Below are 24,341 nucleotides of genomic sequence, written 5' to 3'. Positions count from 1 at the left end.
CTCCGTCTACGGCATGAGGTGGTGGTCCGGGAAGTTTCCCGGCAGCCGCTCCCCCGCCGGGCCGCGCGTCACGGCACGCACCAGCAGCTCACCGCCCACGAAGGCGCCGCGCCAGGACGCCCCGTGCCCGCCGAACAGCTCGTCGCGGTCCCCGCGGGAGCGCGGTACGCCGTGGCCGACCTTGAACGCGCGGATCTGCGGCGCGAGCCGGTCGTACGTCACCGGGTCGTCCGTGGACAGGGTGGCGACCAGCGCGCCGTTGGAGGCGTTCATCGCGGCGAGCAGCTCGGCCTCGGTGTCGACCAGGACGATGGTGTCGACCGGGCCGAAGGGTTCGGCGTGGTGCAGTGGCGAGGACCGGGGCGGGTTGAGCAGGGTGACCGGCTGGACGTAGGCCGAGGTGTCCTGGCCGGGCAGGAACAGGGCGTCGTCGGCGCTGGCGCGGTGCAGCGGGACGGCGCCGCGGTCGACGGCCTCGGCGACCTGGTCGTGCAGCTCCTTGGCCTTGGCCGCGTTGATCACCGGACCGAAGTCCAGCGCCGGGTACGGGTCGTCCGGTGCGGCGACGGCGAGCGGGTGGCCGAGGCGCAGGGTGCGCACGGCCGGGAGGTACGCCGCGAGGAACGCGTCGAACAGCTGCCGCTGGACGACGAACCGCGGGTAGGCGGTGCAGCGTTGCTTGCCGTAGTCGAAGAGCTTCGGGATCACCCGCGTGAGCGCGTCCCAGTCCGTGAAGTTCCAGATGCCCCAGGTGTTGAGTCCTTCCTGTTCGAGGATGTGCCGCTTGCCGAGGTCGGCGACGGCGGTGGCGACGGCGGCGCCCGTGTCCCGGCCGCCGACGAAGGAGACGCAGCCGATCTCGGGCGCGCGCACCAGCGCCTGGGACAGCTCGCCGCCGCTGCCGCTGACGAGGGTGACGGGAAGTCCCTCGCGGGCGGCGAGCGCGCAGGCCAGGGTCAGGCAGGCGACGCCGCCGTCGGTCGGGGTCTTGGCGATGACCGCGTTGCCCGAAAGTGCTTGGACCAGCAATGCGTGAACGAGCACGCTCATCGGGTAGTTCCAGCTCGCGATGTTGGAGACCGGGCCGTCCAGCGGGGCGCGCCCGTCGAGCATCTCGTCGATGCCGTCGACGTACCAGCGCACGCCGTCGACGGCGCGGTCGACGTCGGCCCGCGCGGACCGCCAGGGTTTGCCGATCTCCCAGACCAGCAGCAGTGCGAGCAGTTCGCGGTGCTCGGCGAGGGCGTCGAGGGTGGCCGCGACGCGGGCGCGGCGCTCGGGCAGGGGGACGTGGCGCCAGGCCCGGTGCTGGTCGAGCGAGGCGCGTACGGCGTGCTGGGCGGTCGCGGCGTCGATCCGGGGCGGGCCGGTGATCGGGGTGCCGTCGACGGGGCTGGTGGCGGGCAGGACGCGGCCGTCCGCCCGCCAGCCGGCCGCCCAGAGGTTGAGGACGCGGTCGTCGCGGAACGCCTCGGGCGCGACGGTGCGGCAGCGCCGCCAGGCGTTGGCCCAGGAGGTGCCGGACTTCAGGGTGAGGGCTTCGGTGCCCTGCGCTCCGGCCGCCGTCATGCGCGGGCTCCGTCGCGCGCCGCCGCGTCGAGTACGGCGAGCACGTGCCGTGCCGTCTCGGTCGGCGTGCTCCCGACCCGTACCCCGGCTGCCTCCAGCGCTTCCTTCTTCGCCCGGGCCGTGCCCGAGGAGCCGGACACGATGGCACCGGCGTGGCCCATGGTGCGGCCCTCGGGCGCGGTGAAACCGGCGATGTAGCCGACGACGGGCTTGGTGACGTGGTCGCGGATGTGGGCCGCCGCGCGTTCTTCCGCGTCGCCGCCGATCTCGCCGATGAGGACGATCAGTTCGGTGTCGGGGTCGTCCTGGAAGGCGGTGAGGCAGTCGATGTGGCTGGTGCCGACGACCGGGTCGCCGCCGATGCCGACGCAGGTCGAGAAGCCGATGTCGCGGAGTTCGTGCATGAGTTGGTAGGTGAGCGTGCCCGACTTGGAGACCAGGCCGATGCGGCCGGGCTTGGTGATGTCGGGCGGGATGATGCCCGCGTTGGACTGGCCGGGGGTGATCAGGCCGGGGCAGTTGGGGCCGATGACGCGGGTGCCCTTGGCCCGGGCGTGGGCGGTGAGGGCGACGGAGTCGTGGACCGGGATGCCCTCGGTGATGACGACCGCGAGGCCGACTCCGGCGTCGGCAGCTTCCACGACCGCGGCCCTGGCGAAGGCGGGCGGCACGAAGACCACGGTGACGTCGGCGCCCGTGCTCTCGACGCCCTCGCGGACCGAGCCGAAGACCGGGACGGCAATGGGGGCACCTCCCAGGCCGTTCAGGCACTGGGGAACGTCGAAGTCGACGGTGCGGCCCGCCTTGCGCGGGTTGACGCCGCCGACGACGTCGGTGCCCGCGGCCAGCATGCGGCGGGTGTGCTTCATGCCCTCGGCGCCGGTCATGCCCTGGACGAGGACCTTGCTCTCCTTGGTGAGGTAGATCGCCATGTCGTCCTGTCTCCTTATCCGGCGGGGGACGCCGCGGTGGCGAGTCGGGCGGCCCGGCGGGCGGCGCCGTCCATGGTGGTGGCCTGTTCGACCAGGGGATGCGCGCGTGCGTCGAGCAGGGCGCGGCCCCGGGCGGCGTTGTTGCCGTCGAGGCGGACGACGAGCGGCTTGGTCGGCCGGACCTCGTCCAGGGCCCGGACGATGCCGTCGGCGACCGCGTCGCAGGCGGTGATGCCGCCGAAGACGTTGACGAGGACGGACTTCACGTCGGGGTCGGAGAGGACGACCGACAGCCCGTCGGCCATCACCCGGGCGGAGGCACCCCCGCCGATGTCGAGGAAGTTGGCGGGGCGGGCGCCGCAGCCGGCGACCACGTCGAGCGTCGACATGACCAGTCCGGCGCCGTTGCCGATGACGCCGACCTCGCCGTCGAGCTTGACGTAGGTGAGACCCTTGGCACCGGCCCGCGCCTCCAGAGAGTCGGCGGACGCGGGCCGCTCCTCGCGCCGGCGGGGCTGCCGGAACCGGGCGTTGTCGTCGAGGGTGACCTTGCCGTCGAGCGCCACGATCCGGCCCTCGACCGTCCTGACCAGCGGGTTGACCTCGACCAGGAGGGCGTCCTCGCGGACCAGCACCTTCCACAGCCGTACCAGGGTGTCGACGGTCTGCGGGGGCAGTCCCGCGGCGTCGGCGATGCGCACCGCGGTGGCGGTGTGCACGCCCGTGGCGGGGTCGACGGGGATGCGGGCCACGGCCTCGGGCCGCCGGGCGGCGATCTCCTCGATCTCCATGCCGCCTTCCGCGGAGGCGACGGCGAGGAACCCCCCGGACGCGCGGTCGAGGACGTAGGAGACGTAGAACTCCCGCTCGACGGCGCAGGGTTCGGCGACCATGACGGCGTCGACCCGGTGGCCCTTGATGTCCATGCCGAGGATCTGCCGTGCCGCTTCCTCGGCCCCGGCCGGGTCGGCGGCGAGCCGTACGCCGCCCGCCTTGCCGCGCCCGCCGGTCTTCACCTGCGCCTTGACGACGGCACGTCCGCCGAGTGCGCGGGCGATCTCCCGGGCCCGTTCGGGCGAGTCGGTGACCTCGGCCCTCGGCACCACGATGCCGTGTTCCTCGAAGAGTTCCCTTGCCTGGTGCTCGTACAGGTCCATCTCGGCTCCTGACTGAAAGTGCCGCACGCCCCCTGGACACCACCCACCGGATGCGGGATAACAAGCTTCATACAGTATTCGTCGACTGTATGCAATGTACTGCGAAAGCGCCCCGACCCCTCGTGAAGGGACAGGACTTCGCCATGCCCGACGACACCCAGGACGTCATCTCCGGCGGCCACCTCGTTGCCAAGGCACTCAAGGCCGAGGGGGTCGACCGCATCTACACGCTGTGCGGCGGCCACATCATCGACATCTACGACGGCTGCGTCGACGAGGGCATCGAGGTCGTCGACGTGCGCCACGAGCAGGTCGCCGCGCACGCCGCCGACGGCTACGCCCGCCTCACCGGCAAGCCCGGCTGCGCGGTGGTCACCGCGGGACCGGGCACCACCGACGCCGTCACCGGGGTCGCCAACGCCTTCCGCGCCGAGTCGCCCATGCTGCTGATCGGCGGTCAGGGCGCGCACACCCAGCACAAGATGGGGTCCCTCCAGGACCTGCCGCACGTCGACATGATGACGCCGATCACCAAGTTCGCGGCCACCGTGCCGGACACCGCCCGCGCCGCCGACATGGTGTCGATGGCGTTCCGCGAGTGCTACCACGGCGCGCCGGGACCGTCCTTCCTGGAGATCCCGCGCGATGTGCTGGACGCCAAGGTGGCGACGGAGAAGGCGCGGGTGCCGCGGGCCGGGGCCTACCGCGCCTCCACCCGGTCGGCCGGGGACCCGGAGGCCGTCGAGAAGCTCGCCGACCTGCTGGTGCACGCCGAGAAGCCCGCCATCCTGCTCGGCAGCCAGGTCTGGACGACCCGCGCGACCGAGGCCGCCGTCGAACTGGTCCGCACGCTCAACGTCCCGGCGTACATGAACGGCGCCGGCCGCGGCACCCTGGCGCCCGGCGACCCGCACCACTACCAGCTCTCCCGCCGCTACGCCTTCTCCAACGCCGACGTGATCGTGATCGTCGGCACACCCTTCGACTTCCGGATGGGCTACGGCAAACGGCTCTCGCCGCACGCGACCGTCGTGCAGATCGACCTCGACTACCGCACCGTCGGCAAGAACCGCGACATCGACCTCGGCATCGTCGGCGACGCGGGCCTCGTCCTGAAGTCGGTGACCGAGGCCGCCTCCGGTCGGCTCAACGGCGGCGCCTCCCGGCGCAAGGAGTGGCTGGACGAGCTGCGCGCGGCCGAGCAGACGGCGCTGGACAAGCGGCTGCCCCAGCTCAGGTCGGACGCCTCCCCCATCCACCCCTACCGGCTGGTCAGCGAGATCAACGACTTCCTCACCGAGGACTCGATCTACATCGGCGACGGTGGCGACATCGTCACCTTCTCCGGGCAGGTCGTGCAGCCCAGGTCGCCCGGCCACTGGATGGACCCGGGACCGCTCGGCACCCTCGGCGTCGGTGTCCCCTTCGTGCTGGCCGCCAAGCAGGCGCGGCCCGACAAGGAGGTCGTCGCCCTCTTCGGCGACGGCGCCTTCTCCCTCACCGGCTGGGACTTCGAGACCCTGGTCCGCTACGACCTCCCCTTCGTCGGCATCGTCGGCAACAACTCCTCCATGAACCAGATCCGCTACGGCCAGGCCGCCAAGTACGGCAAGGAGCGCGAGCGGGTCGGCAACACGCTCGGCGACGTGCCCTACGACCGGTTCGCCCGGATGCTGGGCGGCCACGGCGAGGAGGTCCGCGACCCCGCCGACATCGGCCCCGCGCTGCGCCGGGCCCGCGAGTCCGGCAAGCCGTCCCTGATCAACGTCTGGGTGGACCCGGACGCGTACGCCCCCGGAACCATGAACCAGACGATGTACAAGTGAGGTGCCCCCATGACTGGCAAGAAAGGCACGACAGAAACGACCGGAACGCCTGCGAAGGCACTTGAGGGCGTCCGCGTCCTGGACATGACGCACGTGCAGTCCGGTCCGTCCGCGACCCAGCTGCTCGCCTGGCTCGGCGCGGACGTCGTGAAGCTGGAGGCGCCGAGCGGCGACGTCACGCGGGGGCAGCTGCGCGACCTGCCGGACGTCGACTCCCTCTACTTCACGATGCTCAACTGCAACAAGCGGAGCATCACCCTCAACACCAAGACCGAGCGCGGCAAGGAGATCCTCACCGAGCTGATCCGGCGTTCGGACGTCCTGGTCGAGAACTTCGGTCCGGGCGCGGTGGACCGGATGGGCTTCACCTGGGACCGCGTCAAGGAGATCAATCCACGGATCGTCTACGCCTCCATCAAGGGGTTCGGCGAGGGCCCGTACACCGCCTTCAAGGCGTACGAGGTCGTCGCGCAGGCCATGGGCGGATCGATGTCCACCACCGGTTTCGAGGACGGGCCGCCGCTGGCGACGGGGGCCCAGATCGGGGACTCGGGCACGGGCGTCCACGTCGTGGCGGGCATCCTCGCCGCGCTCTACCAGCGGGAGCACACCGGACGTGGTCAGCGGGTGAACGTGGCCATGCAGCACGCGGTGCTCAACCTCTGCCGGGTGAAGCTGCGCGACCAGCAGCGCCTGAGCCATGGTCCACTCGCCGAATATCCCAACGAGGACTTCGGCGACGAGGTTCCCAGGTCCGGGAACGCGTCCGGCGGCGGGCAGCCGGGGTGGGCGGTCAAGTGCGCGCCGGGCGGCCCCAACGACTACGTGTACGTCATCGTCCAGCCGGTCGGCTGGCAGCCGCTCAGTGAGCTGATCGGCCGGCCCGAGCTGGCCGACGACCCCGAGTGGGCCACCCCGCTGGCGCGGCTGCCGAAGCTGAACAAGATGTTCCAGCTGATCGAGGAGTGGTCGTCCACCCTGCCCAAGTGGGAGGTGCTGGAGCGGCTGAACGCCCACAACATCCCGTGCGGGCCGATCCTGTCCACGAAGGAGATCATCGAGGACGACTCCCTGGTCGCCAACGAGATGGTCGTCACCGTGCCGCACCCCGAGCGGGGCGAGTTCGTGACCGTGGGCAGCCCGCTCAAGCTGTCGGACTCCCCCGTGAAGGTGACCAGTTCGCCGCTGCTCGGCGAGCACAACGAAGAGGTCTACGTCGGCGAGCTGGGCCTCGGCGACGAGGAACTGCGGCTGCTCAAGTCGAGCGGGGTGATCTGACGTGATGGCCGAGGACCGCCTGGCGCGGGTGCGCGAACTCCTGGACGCCGTACAGGCCGAGGGACGCACCGCGCTCACCGCGCCCGAGGGCAAGGTGCTCGCCGACGCCTACGGGATCGCCGTACCGGGTGAGGAGCTGGCGCGGGACGTCGACGAGGCGGTGGCGTGCGCGGCCCGGTTCGGCGGCCCGGTCGTGATGAAGATCGTCTCGCCGGACATCCTGCACAAGACCGACGCCGGCGGTGTCGTCGTCGGTGTGGAGGGCGCGGCGGACGTGCGGGCGGCGTTCTGCCGGATCGTCGACAACGCGCGCGCGTACGACGCCTCCGCGCGGATCGAGGGCGTACAGGTCCAGGAGCTGCTGCCCGAGGGGCAGGAGGTCATCGTCGGGGCGGTCACCGACCCGACGTTCGGGAAGGTGGTGGCGTTCGGGCTCGGCGGGGTGCTGGTCGAGGTGCTGAAGGACGTCACCTTCCGGCTCGCGCCCGTGGACGCCGACGAAGCGCTGTCCATGCTGGACTCCATCCGGGCGGCCGAGGTGCTGCGCGGGGTGCGCGGGCGGGCGGGGGTGGACCGGTGGGCCGTGGCGGAGCAGATCCGCCGGGTCTCCGAACTGGTCGCCGACTTCCCGGAGATCGCCGAGGTGGACCTCAACCCCGTGATCGCCACGCCCGAGGGTGCCCTCGCCGCCGACATCCGGGTGATCCTCGCGACCGACACGCCGAAGGAGCGGCGCCGGTACACGCGCGAGGAGATCCTCACCTCGATGCGCCGCCTGATGCAGCCCTCCTCGGTCGCGGTGATCGGCGCGTCGGGCGAGCCGGGCAAGATCGGCAACTCGGTGATGCGCAACCTCGTCGACGGCGGTTTCGCGGGCGAGATCCACCCGGTGAACCCCAAGGCCGATGACATCTTGGGCCGCAAGGCGTACAAGAGCGTCACCGACGTTCCCGGTGAGGTGGATGTGGCGGTCTTCGCGATCCCCGCGCGGTTCGTCGCGGCGGCCCTGGAGGAGGTGGGACGCAAGCGGATCCCCAACGCCGTGCTCATTCCCTCCGGCTTCGCCGAGACCGGTGAGCAGGCGCTCCAGGACGAGATCGTGGCGGTCGCCGAACGGCACGGCGTCCGGCTGCTCGGCCCGAACATCTACGGCTACTACTCGACCTGGCAGGACCTGTGCGCCACGTTCTGCACGCCGTACGACGTCAAGGGCGGCGTCGCGCTGACCTCGCAGTCCGGCGGCATCGGGATGGCCATCCTGGGCTTCGCGCGGACGACGAAGACCGGCGTGTCGGCGATCGTGGGCCTGGGCAACAAGTCGGACCTGGACGAGGACGACCTGCTGACCTGGTTCGGCGAGGACCCGCACACCGAGTGCATCGCGATGCACCTGGAGGACCTCAAGGACGGGCGCGCCTTCGTCGAGGCCGCGCGGGCCACCGTACCGAGGAAGCCGGTCGTGGTGCTCAAGGCGGGGCGTACGGCGGCGGGCGCGAAGGCCGCCGGATCGCACACCGGGGCGCTCGCCGGGGACGACGCCGTGTACGACGACATCCTGCGGCAGGCCGGCGTCATCCGGGCGCCGGGGCTGAACGAGATGCTGGAGTACGCGCGCGCGTTGCCGGTGCTGCCCGCTCCCCGGGGCGACAACGTGGTCATCATCACCGGCGCCGGTGGCAGCGGGGTGCTGCTCTCCGACGCGGTGACGGACAACGGGCTGTCGCTCATGGAGATACCGCCCGACCTGGACAGGGCGTTCCGCGCCTTCATCCCGCCGTTCGGTGCGGCGGGCAACCCGGTGGACATCACCGGGGGCGAGCCGCCGTCGACGTACGAGGCGACGATCCGGCTGGGCCTGGAGGACCCGCGGATCCACGCGCTCGTCCTCGGTTACTGGCACACCATCGTCACGCCGCCGATGGTGTTCGCCGAACTCACCGCGCGCGTGGTGGCCGAGTTCCGCGAACGCGGCATCGAGAAGCCGGTGGTGGCCTCCCTCGCGGGCGACGTGGAGGTGGAGGAGGCGTGCCAGTACCTCTTCGAGCGCGGGGTCGTGGCGTACCCGTACACGACCGAGAAGCCGGTGGCCGTCCTCGGCGCCAAGTACCGGTGGGCCCGTGCCGCGGGCGTGTTGGGGGGCGGTTCATGACGTGAGACGGCGAGGGCCGGCCGACGGGTGCGCGTCGGCCGGTCCGGGACCCGCGCGCGCACGGAAGGCATGGGACAGGGGGCGCTGGCCAGATCTTTCGACGCTAGGGGTGCAAACGACATGACAACCACCGATGTCACACGGGTCGCCGCCTACCGGGAGGTGACCGACAGGAACGGACGCGTCTACCGCGTGGGCGAGTCCGACATCGACATCATGGGGCGCAAGCGCAAGTGGATGGTGATCCTGCCCTGGATCGGCATGATGGGCATCTCCTCCGCCGAGTACGCGTTCGCGTCCGCCGAGGACACACTGCACGAGGCCCACCACTGGTCCAGCGGCAGCATCTACTGGATGATGACGGCCTGGGTGTTCTGCCAGGCCGCGGTGGCGTTCCCGGCGGGACGGCTGCGGGAGAGCGGCAGACTCCCGGCGCGCTGGGCGATGATGCTGGGTTCGGCCGGCACGCTGCTGGGCTACCTGTCGCTGGCGTTCGCGCCGCACGTCTCGCTCGCCTTCATCGGGTTCGGCGTGTTCAGCGGCATGGGCGCGGGCATGGTGTACGCGACCTGCGTCAACATGGTCGGCAAGTGGTACCCGGAGCGCAGGGGCGGCAAGACCGGCTTCGTCAACGGCGGTTTCGCCTACGGCTCGGTGCCGTTCGTCTTCATCTTCCACGGCTACATGGACACCTCCAACTTCCGCTGGGTGCTCATTTGCGCGGGTGTCTTCCTCGCGGCGATGGTGGCGATCGCCGGTTTCTACTTCCGCGACCCGCCGAAGAACTGGTGGCCGGCCGCCATCGACCCGCTGAACCCGCCGGCCGACCCGCGGGCCCGGCGTTCACTGGAGAAGAACCCTCCGGCCGTCAAGCAGTACTCCCCGATGGAGGCCTGGAAGACCGGCCGGGTGGCGCTGATGTGGTTCTGTCTCGCCTGCACCTCCGGCGTGAACATCTTCGGCATCGCCTTCCAGGTCGACATCGGCGAGGAGGCGGGCTTCGCGGCCGGGATCGTGGCCGCCGCCATGTCGCTGAAGGCGATCGTCAACGGCACCGGGCGCGGCGTCATCGGCTGGCTCTCCGACCTCTACGGCCGCAAGCAGTGCCTGCTCTACGTGTGCGCGATCCTGGGTCTCGCCCAGTTCGGCATCATCTGGTCGGCCGAGATCGAGAACCTGCCGCTGTTCCTGGTCTTCTCCGCCATCTCCGGATTCGGCGGCGGTGCCATCTTCCCGATGTTCGCGGCGCTGACGGCGGACTACTTCGGCGAGAACAACAACGCCACCAACTACGGGATGGTCTACAGCTCGAAGCTGGTCTCCGGACTCGGCGCGGGCATGGGTTCCGTGGTGGTCGGCGTCTGGGGCTACAACGGCGCCTTCAGTCTGGCGGGCAGCATCTCGATCTTCGCCGGATTCGTGGCGCTGTTCCTGACGCCTCCGGGGCGTCCGAAGAGCAAGCGCGTCACTCCCAACCCCCGCCCGCTCGGTGAGGGGTGAGCGGGCGAGCCTTCCTCCGCACGGACCGGGCGGCCCCTCCCGCAGCACGCGGGAAGGGCCGCCCGGTCCGTGCTCCGGTCAGTGGCGCCGCTTGCGCAGGGCGGCCAGACCGTCGTAGCTGATCTTGGCCTCCCGCAGCGACTGCGCGGGGTCGGTCGCGCTCGGGGAGTTGTCGTCCTCGACCATCGGGTTGTGGTAGTTCCGCTGTCCGACCCGGGAGAAGAACGTCGTGTAGTCGATGACGCCCGTCCCGAAGGGCACCATGTCGTAGCCCATGCCGTTGGTCGTGCTGACGACGCCGTCCTTGGCGTGGAAGAGCGGGTAGCGCCGGTTGTTGCGGGCGACCAGCCCGGCCGGGTCGAAGACGCTCTTGCGGGTGGAGCCGTCGTGGGCGGTGTACTCGCGGAACTTGTACTGGGCTACGTGCGCCCAGAAGATGTCCATCTCCAGCCAGACGACCCTCGGGTCGGTGACCTTGAGGAAGTACTCCAGCTTCCGGATGCCCGAACTGCGGGTCGGCCGGCCCTGGTCGTCCAGCGGGCCGCCGTCGAGCAGGAAGCCGTAGGCGCTGTCGTGGTTGTGGGTGTAGAGCTTGATGCCCTCCCGGTGGGCGATCGCGCCGAGGGCGTTCCACTTGTCGGCGGCCACATCCCAGTCGGCGCGGTAGGAGCTGCCGGTGGGGTCGCCGCCGGTGCCCATGTGGTCCATGCCGAGGATGTTGGCGATCTCCAGGTGCTTCTTGAAGGTGTCCTTGTCCGCCGCGGTCAGCGGCCAGGAGGACGGGATGAAGCCGTGGTTGCCCTGGGCGCGCAGGCCGTAGTCGTCGAGCCAGGAGCGCAGCAGCCGGGCGCCCTGGACGGATTCCAGGCTGGCGCCACCCGGGGCGTTGGCGTGCTGGTTGTACCCGGCGAACTCCACCTGGCGGTAGCCGTGGCGGGACAGTTGCTTGAACACCTCGCGGAAGCCGGAGGGCAGGTCGGAGGCGAGCGGGTCGCGGGCGGTGGCATCACGGACGGTGTAGAGGATGATGCCCCGCTTGTGCTCCGGGACGAGGGCCTGCCCGTGACCGTGACCGTGGTCATGGTCGTGGTCTCTGTCCCGGTCGTGGGCGAGGGCTGGGGAGGCCCCGAAGACGGGGGCCGCCACGGCTCCGGCCGCCACGGCGGTGCAGGTGCTGAGGAAACGGCGCCGGTTCACGCCGAGGGCGCGGCGCAGGCTCTCGTCCGGGGCGTCGGCGGCCGGGCCGGCGTCGGTGCGGGAGGGGTCGGTGAACGGGGTCACGGGTGCCTGCCTTCTGAGGTCGTGGCCTGCGCCGATGCGGCTCGGGCGGGCCGTTGTCAGTGCCGTGTGTTTCACTCTCGGTAGTCGGATGTCGGAGGGCGAACCGGGTGGTGCGTCAGCCGAGTCCGGCCAGCCGGAGCAGGAGTTGTTTCACATCGGTGGCCGCGACGCGGTCTCCGACAGCGCGGGGGGTGGAGCAGATGAGGAGCGGACCGTCGTCGTCGCTCGCGGGGAGGCGGCCGTGGCTGCCTCGAATAGGTGAGGGGTCCAGGGGCACGACCGCCATGCGGTAGCGCATGCCGAGCTTCTTGCGGGCCAGGGCACCGGCCGCCTTCACCTTGACGTAGGGGTCGAGCGGGTCCATGAACAGCTCGACCGGGTCGTAGCCGGGTTTGCGGTGGATCTCGACGAGCTGCGCGAAGTCGGGCGCGCGGTCGTCGTCGAGCCAGTAGTAGTACGTGAACCAGGCGTCCGGCTCCGCGAGCGCGACCAGCTCACCGGCGCGTGGATGGTCGAGGTGCTGGGCCTTCTTGCCCTCGTCGTCGAGGAGTTGCTCGATGCCGGGCAGTCCGTCCAGGGCGGCACGGGTCGCGTCGAGGTCCTCGGGGCGCCGGACGTACACATGGGCGACCTGGTGGTCGGCGACCGCGAAGGCGCGGGAGGCCATCGGGTCGAGGTACTCCATGCCGTCCTGGGTGTGCACCTCGAGCAGTCCGGCGCGGCGCAGGGCGCGGTTGATGTCCACGGGCCGGCTGACGGGGGTGATGCCGTACTCGGACAGCGCGACGACGGTGCGGCCCTCGGCGCGGGCGTCGTCGAGCAGCGGGGCCAGCGCCGCGTCGAGGTCGGCGGCGGCCTTCAGGGAGCGCGGGTCGTCGGGGCCGAAGCGCTGCAGGTCGTAGTCGAGGTGAGGGAGGTAGCAGAGGGTCAGGTCGGGATGCCGGGTGGCCATGATGTGCCGGGTGGCGTCGATGATCCACTGGCTGGAGACCAGGTCCGCGCCGGGTCCCCAGAAGTGGAAGAGCGGGAAGGTGCCGAGTTTGTCGGTGAGTTCGTCGTGCAGGGCCGGGGGCCTGGTGTAGCAGTCGGGTTCCTTGCGGCCGTCGGCGTAGTAGACGGGACGGGGGGTGACGGTGAAGTCGGTGTCGGCGCCCATGGCGTACCACCAGCAGATGTTGGCGACGGTGTAGCCGGGGTGGGCGCGGCGGGCGGCGTCCCAGAGTTTGTCGCCGGCGACGAGTCCGTTGTGCTGGCGCCACAGCAGGACGTCGCCCAGTTCCCGGAAGTACCAGCCGTTGCCGACGATGCCGTGTTCGGAGGGCGTGGTGCCGGTCAGGAAGGTGGACTGGGCGGCGCAGGTGACGGCGGGCAGGACGGTGCCGAGCGGGGCGCGGGAGCCGGACTGGCCGAGCTGCTTGAGGTGCGGCATGTGGTCGAGGAGACGGGGGGTGAGACCGACGACGTCCAGGACGAGAAGGGGGGTCGGTCCGTCGGAGCTGGTGGGTCGGGTCATGGCAGTTCCTTCAGGCCGAGGTCCGTCAACAGGTCGCGGGCGAGGGTCAGCTCGGCGGCGATGCCGTCGGTGAGCTGGGCGCGGGCGCGGGGCCGCAGCTCGGGCGGGAGGGCCTGCCAGGTGTAGGTCTCGACCTCCAGGTGCCGGGTGAGGGGGTGCGGGCCGCCGACGAGCCGGGTCAGCGCGGCCTTGAGCACCGGAAGGGTGGAGGTGAGGGGCGCGGCGGGGGCCGCGTGCAGGGGGACGTGGAAGTGGGCGCGCCAGGGCGCGGTGTCGGGCAGCGGGCCGCCGTCCGCGAGGGCCTCGTCGAGGTCGTCGGTGCCGTGCAGGCCGCCGGACGGGGTGGTGGTGCGGGTCTGGTGCAGGAAGCGCGGCTCGGCGAAGGCGGCGAGGGCTTCGCGGACCGCTGGGTCGGCGGGGTGTTCGGCGTGCAGTGCGGCGGACAGCTGGGACTTGACGATGGGCACACGGGCGGCCGTGAGGTCGTCCAGGGCGGTGTGCGGGTCTTCGAAGGAGGTGGCGAGGTGGCAGGTGTCGACGCAGACGCCGATGCGGTCGTGGGCGATCGCGCTCAGCGGGGCGAGGGCGTCGTGGGTGGTCTCGACGACGCAGCCGGGTTCCGGTTCCAGGCCGACGCGGATGGAGCGGCCGGTCAGTTCCTGGAGCGCGTCGAGGCGTTCGGCGAGGGTGACGAGGGCGGCGCGTGCCTTGTCGGCCCGGGTCTCGTCGTACGCGGTGCGCCAGGCGAGCGGCAGGGTGGAGATGGTGCCGTCCGTGACGTCGTCGGGCAGCAGTCCGGCCAGCAGCCGGGCCAGGGAGGTGGTGTGGTCGAGGCGTTCGGGGTCGGCCCAGTCCGGCTTGTAGACGCGGTACTTGACCTCTTCGGCGCCGAAGCCCTCATAGGGGAAGCCGTTGAGGGTGACGACCTCCAGGCCGCGCCGGTCGAGTTCGCCGCGCAGGCCGCGCAGGGCGGCGGGGTCGGTGACCAGGGCGTGGGCGGCGTCGCGGGCGAGCCACAGCCCGATGCCGAGGCGGTCGCGGCCGAGGCGTTTGCGGACCGGCTCGCAGTGGTCGCGCAGCTGCGCGAGGACGCCGTCCAGGGTCTCGGCGGGGTGGACGTTGGTGCAGTAGGCGAGGTGGACGGTGGAGCCGTCGGGGTGCCTGAAGCGCATGGCTCACTCCCCGCCGCGCAGGATGGAGTTGCCCTCGTGCGTGGCCTCGGCGGAGGACACGTCGAGTTCCAGCCGTCCGCTGAGCCCGTAGAAGGCGACGGGGTTGCGCCACAGCACCCGGTCCACGTCGTCCTCGGTGAAGCCCTCGGCGAGCATCAGGTCGCCGACCTTGCGGGTCTTGAGCGGGTCGCTCTTCCCCCAGTCGGCGGCGGAGTTCACCAGCACCTGTTCGGGGCCGTACTCGCGCAGCAGGGCGACCATCCGGGCCTCGTCCATCTTGGTGTCCGGATAGACGGAGAAGCCGAGCCAGGCGCCGCTGTCCTTGGCCTCCTTGACGGTGGTCTCGTTGAGGTGGTCGACCAGGACCCGTTCCGTCGGCAGCGCGGACTCCCGGACCGCGTCCAGGGTGCGGCGCAGGCCGGCGAGTTTGTCGCGGTGCGGAGTGTGGACGAGTGCGGGCAGCCCGTGGTCGGCGGCGAGCTGGAGCTGGGTGGCCAGGGCGGTGTCCTCGGCGGGCGTCATCGAGTCGTAGCCGATCTCGCCGACCGCCACCACCCGGTCCTTGACGAGATAGCGGGGCAGCTCGTCGAGGACGGGCAGGCACCGGGGGTCGTTGGCCTCCTTGGGGTTGAGGGCGATCGTGCAGTGGTGGGCGATGCCGTACTGGGCGGCGCGGAAGGGTTCCCAGCCGAGCAGGGCGTCGAAGTAGTCCCGGAAGGAGGCGGGAGAGGTGCGGGGCTGGCCGAGCCAGAAGGACGGTTCGACGAGGGCGCGGACGCCTGCCGCGTACATGGCCTCGTAGTCGTCGGTGGTCCGGGAGGTCATGTGGATGTGGGGGTCGAAGATGCGCATCAGGACTCCTTGCCGTGGGGGTCGGCCGTGCCGGGCGCGGGGCGTCCGGACTCGGTCAGGGCCAGGACACGGTGCAGGTCTTCGGGGACGGCGCGGTCCGCGGCGGTGCGTTCGGCGGCGTAGTCGGCGAGCATCCGGGCGAGTTCGTCGTCGCCGCGGGCCCGGCGGGCGAGGTCCGCCACGCTGTCCACGGGGACGCCGGTGAACAGGCACTTCAGCACGGCGTGCCGCCACTGGTGGGCGTCGAGGTGCCGGGCGGCGTACGGACCGAGGGCGGCGGCGACCAGCCGGGTGTCGTTGGTGCGCAGGGCGTCCTCGACGAGCGGGAGGGCGTCCGGTCCCGGCACCAGGTGGGGCAGGGCGTGCAGGACGGCGCGGCGTTCGTCGGCGGTGCCCTGGCTGTAGACCCGGGTCAGGGCGTCGGTGTCGGCGCGGGCGGCGTGCAGGACGAGGACGCGGGCGGCGTCGGCGTGGGCGGGCCCGCAGCGGCGGCCGGCCTCGGCGAGGCGCAGTTCCCACACCGAGATGGGGCCGTGGGTGCCGGGGTGGGCGGCGGCCTCGTCGAGGGCCTGGTCCAGCCAGGCGCGGGCGGCTCCGTCGAGCTGGGCGGACAGGGCGGCGCGCAGGTCGGCGGGCGGGACGTGGGCGGGGGTGGTGCCCTGGGTGTCCTGACCGCCGGGGGTGCCTTCCGCGTCCTGGGTGCGGGGGGTGGCGTGGGCGGCGTGTGGCTGCGTCATGGGGTGGCTCCCTTCAGTGGGTGGCGGAGGGCTCGCCCGAGCGGTGGATGCGGCCCGGCGCCGGTGCGGCCCGGCGCAGGAACGGGAGGGAGCGTTCGGCGAAGTGGGGTCCCGCGTGGGAGTGGCGGGGCAGTTCGACGACGGTCAGGCCCTGGTAGCCGGTGGCGGCGAGGGCCTCCAGGACGGGCGGGAAGTCGATCTCGCCGTCGCCGAAGGGGAGGTGTTCGTGGACACCGCGGCGCATGTCCTCGATCTGCACGTGGCGCAGCCAGGGGGCGGCGGCGCGCACGCAGTCGGCGGGAGGGAGCGGTTCGAGGCACTGGCAGTGGCCGATGTCCAGGGTGAGGCCGAGGTGTCCGGGGTCGCCGAGGGTGCGGCGCAGGGTGTGGAAGTCGGCGAGGGTGGCGAGCAGGTGGCCGGGTTCGGGTTCCACCGCGAGGGGGACGCCCGCGGTGTCGGCGGCGTCCAGGACCGGGGCGAGGGCCTCGGCCAGCCGCTTCCACGCCGTGTCCTCGTCCGTGCCCGCCGGGGTCACGCCGCTGAAGCAGTGCACGGCGTGGGCCCCGAGGTCGGCGGCGACCCGGACGGCGCGCACCAGGAGGTCGGCGCGGCGGGCGCGGTCCTCCGGGTCCGGGTCGAGCAGGGAGGGGCCGTGTTTGCGGCGCGGGTCGAGTACGTAGCGGGCGCCGGTCTCCACGGTGACGTCCAGGCCGAGCGCGTCCAGGCGCCGGGCGAGGCGGCGGGTGCGGGCGGCGAGGTCGTCACCAAGCGGGTCGAGGTGCATGTGGTCGAGGGTCAGGCCGACGCCGTCGTAGCCGAGGTCGGCGAGGAGCGCGAGGGCGTCGTCGAGGCGGAGGTCGGCGAGACCGTTGGTGCCGTAGCCGAAACGGAGCGGCCGCGCGCCGCCCCCGGCCTCGCCCGCTCCCGGGTTCGCCGCCGGGTCCGGTATCCGCGTCGGACCGTGGTCCGGGTTCCGCCTCATGTGATGCTCACCTTCCTCATCGCGGACCTCCTCGCGAACAGCCGGCCGGCCGGGGCGAGGGCCGCGACCAGGAGGGACGTGGCCGCCGCACCGGGCGCGCCGGAGCGGGCGGCGAGCGCGGCCTGGAGCGGGATCGTGGCCCGGATGCCGCCGCCCACGGCACGTTGGGTGAGCGGGGGTGAGGGGTTGAGCACGGCGTGGACATAGGGGCGCGCGGCCGTCGCGGCGTAGACGGCGCCCAGGGCGGCCGCGAGGACGTCGGTGGCGGCGGGTGCCGGGGTGGAGCCCGACAGGCCGGGGGCGGCTGCTGCCCGCCGGCCTGCCGGGAGTCGGGTGCGGCGGCGGGTGACCAGGGCGGTCAGCGCTCCCGTCGTCGCGAGGGCGGCCAGCGGGGCCAGGACGGAACCGCCCGTGGTCTCCCGGCGGGAGACGGCCGTGACCGCGAGGGTGTGGCTGCCCAGCAGCGCGGCGGAGGGCAGCGCGGCCCGGGTACCGCCGCCGGTGGTGGCCGCGCCCAGGAGCAGGTCGAGGCCCCGGGCCGCCGCCATGGCCGCCGGACCGGCCGGGGTGTGCTTCAGGGCGAGGTCGTAGGCCCAGACGGTGGCCGCCAGCGGCGCCGCGACCGCGAGGGCGGGACGTCCGGCACCGGCCGCCAGCGCCAGCCCGGCGCCGGTGAGGGCCCCGGCGGCCGTGAGCGCGGCGGCAGGGCGGATACGGCCGGACGGGAGGGGGCGGTGCGGGCGTTCCGCGGCGTCCTCCGCGCGGTCGGCCCAGTCGTTGAGGGCCATGCCGGCCTCGTACAGGCACAGGGAGGAGCCGATGGCGAGCAGGGTGCGGGGCCCGGGGCGGGCACCGGCCGCCGCCGCGCCGGCCAGGGCGTCGCCGGGGACGGTGAACAGCGCGGGCAGGCGCAGCAGTTCGGCCCAGGCACCGAGGCGGGAGGAGCGGGTGCCGGAGGGGCTCGGCCCGGGACGGCCGGAGGGCGGTGCGGTGGCCCGGGAGCCGGGGGTGTCCGCCTGCGCCGCTCCGGCCTCCCTTGCGATCGCCTCCCCGCCCGCGGCGACGGTGCGGCTCATCGCCGCGCCCCGCGTTCGTCGACGGCGGGTGCCGCTTCGGCGGCGGCGTCGGGCGCCGGGTCGGTGTCGGCGTCGTCCGCCAGCCGTCCGGCGAAGCGTTTCAGCACCGTGTACTGCTCGGCCAGGGACGACGGGCCGTCCCCCACCGGGTCCTTGAAGTAGAAGCCCAGTTCGCCCAGTGGGCCGGTCAGGCCCTTCTGGTGGGCGCGGGCGACCAGGCGGGCCAGGTCGAGGACGAGCGGCGCGGCGAGGGCCGAGTCGCAGCCCTGCCAGGTGGTCTGGAGGATCATGCGGGCGCCGAGGAAGCCGTCGAAGGCGATGTGGTCCCAGGCGGTTTTCCAGTCGCCGAGCGCGGGCACATCGTCGATGTGCACCTCGCCCTCGACGGGGGCGCCGAGCGTGTCGGCGAGGACGCGTTCCTTGCCGGCGTTCTTCGCCGCGGCGGCCGCCGGGTCGGCGAGGGCGGCGCCGTCGCCGCCGCCCAGCAGGTTCGTGCCCGACCAGGCACGCACCGCCAGCGCCCGCTGCGTGAACATCGGTCCCAGCACCGAGCGCAGCAGGGTCTGCCCGGTCTTGCCGTCGCGGCCCGCGTGGGGCAGGCCGCTCGCCGCGGCCGGTGCGGACAGCGCCGGGTGGTGCAGGCCGGTCGACGGGGTGAAGTTGACGTACGGGCAGCCGGCGCGCAGGGCGGCGGCCGCGTACAGCGAGCTGGCGGGAAGGGCGTCACCGGTGGGCGCGGGCTCGGTGGAGGCCACGTTCACCACCACGGTCCGCTCCGCTCCCGAGCGTCGTGCGAAGTCGGTGATGTCCGCGGCGAAGGCGGCGATCAGCGTCTCCTCGTCACGGGTGTCGCCGGGCAGCGGGCCGCCCGGGCGGATCTCGCGGTCGGCCGTGGCCAGTTCGGCGCCGACGGCGGCGGGCAGTCCGTGCGGCAGCACGCCGCCCGCGGCCAGGGCCTCCGCCCGCTTGGGCAGGGGGCAGTCCACGGTGTCGTGACCGCCGAAGACGAGGGACGAGAGGGCGGGCAGTCCGGTGCCGGTGAAGTCGGGGGTCTCGGTGACCATGCCGGTCGGGGGATGCAGCCCCGCGGTCATGGCGGCGCAGCCCGCCACCACCGTGGTGGCGACGGAACCGCGGGCTCCGATCAACCAGACACCGGTACGGGAGCCACGGGAGGAAGCAGAGGGGGACGCGGACATGGGCAGCCTCCTTGTCGAGCGCGTCGGACACACACGAGCGGTGGTACGGCCGGGGGTGTTCCGTTCGGGGGTGACGGCGGGCGGAGGTCCGGCGTCCTCCGCCCGCCGCCGTTCCGGTCGCCCCCGCGGGGGCGGGGTCGCCCTAGGAGGGCAGGTGCTTCAACTGGATGTTACGGAAGGAGACCTGATCGTCCACACCGTGATTCTGGAGGCCGATGTAGCCGTCGGTCAGGCTCCGCTCGGGGTCCTTGTTGGTGAAGTCGTTGATCTTGACTCCGTTGAGGAACACCTGGAGGCGTTCGCCCTGCACCTTGATCTCGTAGGAGTTCCACTGGCCGGGCGGCCGCAGGACCTGGTCGCGGGCCTTGATGTTCGCCGCCTTGAACGTGTAGATCGCACCGGTGGTGCGGTCCACGGCGTCCGTGGCGTCGATCTGGATCTCGTAGCCCTTGTTCACCGCGGACCAGGGGTCGTCGGAGGCCGGGAAGCCCACGAAGACACCGGAGTTGTCGTCGCCCCGCATCTTCCAGTCGAGCTTGAGGGAGTACGACTTCAGCTCCTTGGCCTGGTACCAGAGCATGCCCATGCCGCCCTCGGACTCCAGGACGCCGTCCTTGACGTTGAACTTTCCGGGTCCTGCCTGCTTCCAGCCGTCCAGGGTCTGGCCGTTGAAGATGTCCCGGTAGCCCTTGGCCGGCTTGCAGTCGGCCTTGACCTGGCCGGTGGCGTACTGCATGCCGCCGAGCAGGTGGCCGCGGAAGGTCTCGTCCGCGTAGGACTCCTTGGTGTGGCCGAGGCCGGTGTAGAAGGAGCGGCCGCCGCCGTAGTTCTGGCACCAGGCGATCGGGTGGTCGCCCTTCATGTTCCCGCCCTGGTAGGTGGTCTCGTCGAGGGTGGCGAGGACCTTGGCCTGCTCACGCGGGTTGGTGCGGTAGTTGTACCACTCGTCGGTGCGCTCCCAGGCGTCGTCCAGGTGCGCGGTGGCCGGGTGGTCGTGGTCCTCGACGCGGACGGTGGCCTTCTGGATGGCCGGGTGCGAGTCGAAGTAGGCGCCGACGAGGCCGCCGTAGAACTCCCAGTCGTACTCGGTGTCGGCGGCGGCGTGGATGCCCATGTAGCCGCCGCCGTTCTTGACGTAGTTCTCGAACGCCTTCTGCTGATCGGCGTTGAGTACGTCACCGGTGGTGGACAGGAAGGCGACCGCGTCGTACTTGGCGAGGTTGGCCGTGGTGAACTGCCCTGCCTCCTCGGTCGCGGTGACGGAGATGCCGGCCGGGGTGCCCAGCTCCTTCAGGGCGGCGATGCCCGCCGGGATGGAGTCGTGGCGGAAGCCCGCGGTCTTGGAGAAGACCAGGACCTTCTTGCCGGCCTTGAACGGCTCCTTGGAGAACTCGAAGTCGTCGATGTCGTAGAGCGCGCCCTCGCCGCCCTTGAAGACCAGGTAGACGTCGGTGGTCTTCTTGGGCAGGGCCCGCAGCGGCACGTCGACGTTCTGGAAGGTCTCCCAGCCGCCGGTCGGCGGGATGTACGCGGAGCCGTGCAGCGGGCCCGTGGGCGAACCGGTGCGCACCTCGACGTAGCCTCCGGCGCCGCCGGAGGAGGCCCGCACGGTCAGCTTCTTCTGCCCGTCGAACTTGTAGGGGCTGAAGGAGATCCAGTCGCCGTCGTTGATGTCGCCGACGGTCTTGCCGCCGTTGGCACCGGTCTTGTCGATCGGCGACACGCCCTGCTGAGCGGTGAAGTGCTCGGCCTGGCGGTGCGGCGGCTGGATCACGGTGCGCGCGGTGCCGGTCAGGGCCTCCTGGCCGTTGGCCCCGCCGTCGGTGTAGCTGGCGCCGACGACGCCGTAGATGTTGGCGTTGGGGTCGTGGCCGCCGTCGCCCGGCGGCGGGTTGAGGGTGCCCTCACAGCCCATCTCGCTGGTCAGCTCGTGGGCGTGGGAGTCGTGGCCGAGGCTGTAGGCGACCTTGACCTTGGAGCAGTCGACGGTCTCCTCGGGGTCGGTGACCTTCACCTTGAAGGGGATGGGCTCCCCCATGGGGAGAAGGGTGCCGTTGCCGGGGGTCTCGATGACCACCTTGGGCTCGGTGTTGCCGACCACGATCCGGACGCTGGCGTTGCCGGTGTTGCCCTCGGGGTCCTTGGCGGTGAAGGTCGCGGTGTAGGTGCCGACCTTCTTGTACTTGTGCGTGGGCGTGAGGCCCTCGCCCATGGTGCCGTCGCCGAAGTCCCAGCTGTAGGTGAGGTCCGGGGAGTCGGCGTCCTTGGCGGTGGCGGTGAAGGCGACCTTCAGTCCGGCCGCGCCGGAGGTCTTGTCCGCGCTCACCTCGGCGATCGGGGAGAAGCCGTCCGCGGCGTTCTCGATCCGGTAGAGGGCGGAGTCCTTGTCGCCCTGGAACCAGGACAGGCCGTAGTCGAGGACGTAGAGCGCGCCGTCGGGGCCGAACTCCATGTCCATGATCTGGGTGCCGGTCCACGGGAAGTCATTGATCTTGGAGACCGCACCGTCCTCGGTCTGCTCGATCCGCTTGATCCAGCGGCGGCCGAACTCACCGGCGAAGAAGTCCCCGTCGAACTCCTCGGGGAACTTCACGCTGGAGTCGAGGTCGGGGTCGTAGCGGTAGACCGGGCCGCCCATCGGGGACTCGGAGCCGCTGCCGAACTCGGGCACGGAGTCGTCGTCGTACGGGATCCACGCGGCCTGCGCGGGCGGCAGGTCGGTGAGGCCGGTGTTGTGCGGCGAGGTGTTCTTCGGGGCCGCGCAGTCGAAGGTCTCGCCGGAGGTCTTGGTGGCGAAGTCGTAGTCGACGTACGGGTCGTTGTCACCGGTGCAGAAGGGCCAGCCGAAGTTGGCGGCCTTGGTGACCTTGGCGAACTCGACCTGTCCGGCCGGGCCGCGCTTCGGGTCGGCTGCACCCGCGTCGGGGCCGTAGTCGCCGACGTAGACCGTGCCGGTCTTCTTGTCGACGCTGATCCGGAACGGGTTGCGGAAGCCCATCGCGTAGATCTCGGGCCGGGTCTTCTCCGTGCCGGGCTCGAAGAGGTTGCCCTCCGGGATGGTGTACGAGCCGTCCTCGGCGACCTTGATGCGCAGCAGCTTGCCGCGCAGGTCGTTGGTGTTGCCCGCGCTGCGGCGGGCGTCGAAGGCCGGGTTGCGGTCGGCGCGCTCGTCGATCGGCGTGTAGCCGTCGGAGGCGAACGGGTTGGTGTCGTCGCCGGTGGAGAGGTAGAGGTTGCCCTCGGCGTCGAAGGCGATGTCGCCGCCGACGTGGCAGCAGGTGCCGCGGGAGGCCGCGACGTCCAGCACCTTCTTCTCGCTGGCCATGTCCAGCGTGCCGTTGGCGTTCAGGACGAAGCGGGAGAGGCGGTTGACGCCGTCGAACTTCTTGAAGTCCTCGGCGGTGCCGTTCTCCGGGGCGTCGCCCGCGGGGGTGTCCAGCGGCGGGGCGTAGTAGAGGTAGATCGCCCGGTTCTTCTCGAAGTCCGGGTCGATGCCGACGCCCTGCAGGCCCTCCTCGTCGTGGTTGTAGACGGGGATCTTGCCGGCGACCTTGGTGACGCCGCCCTGGTCGGTCAGGCGCAGTGTGCCGTCGCGGGCGGTGTGCAGGACGCTGCGGTCCGGGAGCACCGCGAGCGACATCGGCTCGCCCATCTCGGGCTCGCCCTTGGCGAGCGGTACCTGCTGGAACTGTCCCTCGGCGGCGGCCGTCTCGTCGTGCTCCGGGTGGCCCGGGTGCGCGCCGGCGACGGTCGCCGGGGTGCCCACGGCCAGCAGCAGGCCGGTGAACAGGGCGAGGGTGGTGCGAAGCCTGGGGCGCCTCGAGGTCGTGGTGCCTTTGAGTCTGGTTCTGTGCACGAAGTCCCTCCGGGAACGGGTGGGCCGTACGGGATGGGTGCGAAGGCGTGCGATGCGGGCGCCGGGGTGCGCCGTCACCCCGGAGGCGTGTGTGTCCTGAACACTTCAGGGACGGTAACCGCGTTCTTCCGCGGCCAACACCCCTTGGGCCAGGACCTGTTTAACTTTTACCCAACTCAGGACAAAGCAGGATTCGGGCAGCCCGGACCGGGGACCGGCGGTCGCTCCGGTCCCCGTCCCGACCTGCGCGGGGCGCGCGGATCAGCTGTTGAACGCGGCGTCGAAGGACGCGCTGGGCGGCTCGAAGTCGAAGGCCTTGAGGCGGCTCAGGGCCTCGGGCGCGCCCTGCAACCGGTCCATGCCGGCGTCCTCCCACTCGACGGAGACGGGTCCCTGGTAGTCGATGGAGCGCAGCATGCGGAACACGTCCTCCCAGGGGACGTCGCCGTGCCCGGCCGACACGAAGTCCCAGCCGCGCCGCGGGTCGCCCCACGGCAGGTGGGAGCCCAGCCGCCCGTTGCGGCCGTCGAGGCGCTTGCGAGCCTCCTTGCAGTCGACGTGGTAGACGCGGTCGCGGAAGTCCCACAGGAAGCCGACGGGGTCGAGGTCCTGCCACACGAAGTGGGAGGGGTCGAAGTTCAGGCCGAACGCGGGCCGGTGGTCGACCGCCTCCAGGGCGCGCTGGGTGGTCCAGTAGTCGTAGGCGATCTCGCTGGGGTGCACCTCGTGGGCGAACCGCACGCCCTCGGCGTCGAAGACGTCCAGGATCGGGTTCCAGCGGTCCGCGAAGTCCTGGTAGCCGCGCTCGATCATCGACTCGGGAGCGGGCGGGAACATGGCCACCAGGTGCCAGATCGCCGAGCCGGTGAAGCCGATGACCGTGTCGACACCGAGACGGGCGGCGGCCCGCGCGGTGTCCTTGATCTCGGCCGCGGCGCGCTGCCGTACGCCTTCGGCGTCGCCGTCGCCCCAGATGCGGGCGGGCAGGATCGCCTCGTGGCGTTCGTCGATGATGGCGTCGCAGACGGCCTGGCCGACCAGGTGGTTGGAGACGGCCCAGCACTTGAGGCCGTACTTGTCGAGCAGCTGGTGCCGGGATTCCACGTAGGAGGGGTCGGCCAGCGCCTTGTCGACCTCGAAGTGGTCCCCCCAGCAGGCGAGTTCCAGGCCGTCGTAGCCGAAGTCGCGGGCGAGGCGGCAGACCTCCTCCAGCGGCAGGTCCGCCCACTGTCCGGTGAAGAGCGTGAAGTTGCGTGGCATGT

At 71.8% G+C, this 24,341-nt stretch carries 17 protein-coding genes; 4 read left to right on the top strand and 13 right to left on the bottom strand.

Features of this window, described 5'->3' with window-relative positions:
- Nucleotides 1–6: 6 nt before the first annotated feature.
- From ACGH52_RS32675 to sucC, 3 genes are read right to left on the bottom strand one after another with little or no spacing between them, the layout of a single operon-like run.
- Nucleotides 7–1,569, bottom strand: coding sequence for an aldehyde dehydrogenase family protein (locus ACGH52_RS32675; protein WP_399944577.1), 1,563 nt, complete (start codon nt 1,567–1,569; stop codon nt 7–9).
- The gene (gene sucD / locus ACGH52_RS32670; protein ID WP_210977014.1) at nt 1,566–2,501 is read right to left on the bottom strand and encodes a succinate--CoA ligase subunit alpha; all 936 of its coding nucleotides are present in this window, start codon (nt 2,499–2,501) and stop codon (nt 1,566–1,568) included. The genes ACGH52_RS32675 and sucD overlap by 4 nt, the downstream gene beginning before the upstream one ends.
- A 14-nt stretch (nt 2,502–2,515) precedes the next feature.
- Nucleotides 2,516–3,658, bottom strand: a complete 1,143-nt coding sequence (gene sucC / locus ACGH52_RS32665; protein WP_399944573.1) for an ADP-forming succinate--CoA ligase subunit beta — start codon at nt 3,656–3,658, stop codon at nt 2,516–2,518.
- Nucleotides 3,659–3,801: 143 nt separating this feature from the next.
- Between sucC and ACGH52_RS32660 the strand changes: the two genes are divergently transcribed.
- From ACGH52_RS32660 to ACGH52_RS32645, 4 genes are all read left to right on the top strand, one after another.
- The gene (locus tag ACGH52_RS32660; protein ID WP_076977362.1) at nt 3,802–5,484 is read left to right on the top strand and encodes a thiamine pyrophosphate-binding protein; all 1,683 of its coding nucleotides are present in this window, start codon (nt 3,802–3,804) and stop codon (nt 5,482–5,484) included.
- A 9-nt stretch (nt 5,485–5,493) separates the two neighbouring features.
- Entirely contained in the window at nt 5,494–6,762 is a 1,269-nt protein-coding gene (gene frc, locus ACGH52_RS32655) for a formyl-CoA transferase (RefSeq protein WP_399944570.1), read from the top strand.
- Nucleotides 6,763–6,766: 4 nt separating this feature from the next.
- The gene (locus tag ACGH52_RS32650) at nt 6,767–8,911 is read left to right on the top strand and encodes an acetate--CoA ligase family protein (protein ID WP_076977361.1); all 2,145 of its coding nucleotides are present in this window, start codon (nt 6,767–6,769) and stop codon (nt 8,909–8,911) included.
- Nucleotides 8,912–9,031: 120 nt separating this feature from the next.
- A complete protein-coding gene (locus tag ACGH52_RS32645) occupies nt 9,032–10,411 on the top strand; it encodes an OFA family MFS transporter (protein ID WP_059300166.1) in 1,380 nt (459 codons plus the stop codon).
- A gap of 78 nt (nt 10,412–10,489) precedes the next feature.
- Here ACGH52_RS32645 and ACGH52_RS32640 read toward each other — a convergent pair whose 3' ends face one another.
- The 10 genes from ACGH52_RS32640 to ACGH52_RS32595 form a co-directional block, all read right to left on the bottom strand.
- Nucleotides 10,490–11,692, bottom strand: a complete 1,203-nt coding sequence (locus ACGH52_RS32640) for a sugar phosphate isomerase/epimerase (RefSeq protein WP_121700806.1) — start codon at nt 11,690–11,692, stop codon at nt 10,490–10,492.
- A gap of 115 nt (nt 11,693–11,807) precedes the next feature.
- Nucleotides 11,808–13,205: a nucleotide pyrophosphatase/phosphodiesterase family protein gene (locus tag ACGH52_RS32635; protein ID WP_076977255.1), complete on the bottom strand. Its 1,398-nt coding sequence runs from the start codon at nt 13,203–13,205 to the stop codon at nt 11,808–11,810.
- Entirely contained in the window at nt 13,202–14,377 is a 1,176-nt protein-coding gene (gene eboE / locus ACGH52_RS32630; protein WP_076977254.1) for a metabolite traffic protein EboE, read from the bottom strand. The genes ACGH52_RS32635 and eboE overlap by 4 nt, the downstream gene beginning before the upstream one ends.
- A 3-nt stretch (nt 14,378–14,380) precedes the next feature.
- Complete coding sequence (locus tag ACGH52_RS32625) at nt 14,381–15,229, bottom strand: TatD family hydrolase (RefSeq protein WP_399944563.1); 849 nt, start codon at nt 15,227–15,229, stop codon at nt 14,381–14,383.
- Nucleotides 15,229–15,966, bottom strand: a complete 738-nt coding sequence (locus ACGH52_RS32620; protein WP_076977252.1) for an EboA domain-containing protein — start codon at nt 15,964–15,966, stop codon at nt 15,229–15,231. Before ACGH52_RS32620 ends, ACGH52_RS32625 begins: the two co-directional genes overlap by 1 nt.
- Before the next feature lie 13 nt (nt 15,967–15,979).
- Nucleotides 15,980–16,948: a sugar phosphate isomerase/epimerase family protein gene (locus tag ACGH52_RS32615; protein WP_399944560.1), complete on the bottom strand. Its 969-nt coding sequence runs from the start codon at nt 16,946–16,948 to the stop codon at nt 15,980–15,982.
- Nucleotides 16,945–18,024: an SCO3242 family prenyltransferase gene (locus ACGH52_RS32610; protein WP_399944557.1), complete on the bottom strand. Its 1,080-nt coding sequence runs from the start codon at nt 18,022–18,024 to the stop codon at nt 16,945–16,947. The genes ACGH52_RS32615 and ACGH52_RS32610 overlap by 4 nt, the downstream gene beginning before the upstream one ends.
- Nucleotides 18,021–19,223 (bottom strand): inositol-3-phosphate synthase, encoded by a 1,203-nt coding sequence (locus tag ACGH52_RS32605; protein WP_399944554.1) that lies wholly within the window; start codon nt 19,221–19,223, stop codon nt 18,021–18,023. Before ACGH52_RS32605 ends, ACGH52_RS32610 begins: the two co-directional genes overlap by 4 nt.
- Nucleotides 19,224–19,365: 142 nt before the next feature.
- Nucleotides 19,366–23,079: a ThuA domain-containing protein gene (locus ACGH52_RS32600; RefSeq protein ID WP_399944551.1), complete on the bottom strand. Its 3,714-nt coding sequence runs from the start codon at nt 23,077–23,079 to the stop codon at nt 19,366–19,368.
- Nucleotides 23,080–23,340: 261 nt separating this feature from the next.
- A complete protein-coding gene (locus ACGH52_RS32595; RefSeq protein WP_059300158.1) occupies nt 23,341–24,339 on the bottom strand; it encodes a sugar phosphate isomerase/epimerase in 999 nt (332 codons plus the stop codon).
- Between the last annotated feature and the right edge of the window lie 2 nt (nt 24,340–24,341).

Origin of the sequence: Streptomyces sp. BBFR25, assembly GCF_044590125.1 — a bacterium.
GTDB classification, from domain to species: domain Bacteria; phylum Actinomycetota; class Actinomycetes; order Streptomycetales; family Streptomycetaceae; genus Streptomyces; species Streptomyces canus_D.
This window is presented reverse-complemented; position numbering and strand designations above follow the sequence as displayed.

Coding starts and splice junctions, on each gene's coding strand:
- ACGH52_RS32675 (WP_399944577.1), bottom strand. CDS start 1,569: ATGACGGCGGCCGGAGCGCAGGGCACCGAAGCCCTCACCCTGAAGTCC.
- ACGH52_RS32660 (WP_076977362.1), top strand. CDS start 3,802: ATGCCCGACGACACCCAGGACGTCATCTCCGGCGGCCACCTCGTTGCC.
- sucC (WP_399944573.1), bottom strand. CDS start 3,658: ATGGACCTGTACGAGCACCAGGCAAGGGAACTCTTCGAGGAACACGGC.
- ACGH52_RS32595 (WP_059300158.1), bottom strand. CDS start 24,339: ATGCCACGCAACTTCACGCTCTTCACCGGACAGTGGGCGGACCTGCCG.
- ACGH52_RS32645 (WP_059300166.1), top strand. CDS start 9,032: ATGACAACCACCGATGTCACACGGGTCGCCGCCTACCGGGAGGTGACC.
- ACGH52_RS32625 (WP_399944563.1), bottom strand. CDS start 15,229: ATGCGCATCTTCGACCCCCACATCCACATGACCTCCCGGACCACCGAC.
- ACGH52_RS32605 (WP_399944554.1), bottom strand. CDS start 19,223: ATGTCCGCGTCCCCCTCTGCTTCCTCCCGTGGCTCCCGTACCGGTGTC.
- sucD (WP_210977014.1), bottom strand. CDS start 2,501: ATGGCGATCTACCTCACCAAGGAGAGCAAGGTCCTCGTCCAGGGCATG.
- eboE (WP_076977254.1), bottom strand. CDS start 14,377: ATGCGCTTCAGGCACCCCGACGGCTCCACCGTCCACCTCGCCTACTGC.
- ACGH52_RS32650 (WP_076977361.1), top strand. CDS start 6,767: ATGGCCGAGGACCGCCTGGCGCGGGTGCGCGAACTCCTGGACGCCGTA.
- frc (WP_399944570.1), top strand. CDS start 5,494: ATGACTGGCAAGAAAGGCACGACAGAAACGACCGGAACGCCTGCGAAG.
- ACGH52_RS32620 (WP_076977252.1), bottom strand. CDS start 15,966: ATGACGCAGCCACACGCCGCCCACGCCACCCCCCGCACCCAGGACGCG.
- ACGH52_RS32635 (WP_076977255.1), bottom strand. CDS start 13,205: ATGACCCGACCCACCAGCTCCGACGGACCGACCCCCCTTCTCGTCCTG.
- ACGH52_RS32615 (WP_399944560.1), bottom strand. CDS start 16,948: ATGAGGCGGAACCCGGACCACGGTCCGACGCGGATACCGGACCCGGCG.
- ACGH52_RS32610 (WP_399944557.1), bottom strand. CDS start 18,024: ATGAGCCGCACCGTCGCCGCGGGCGGGGAGGCGATCGCAAGGGAGGCC.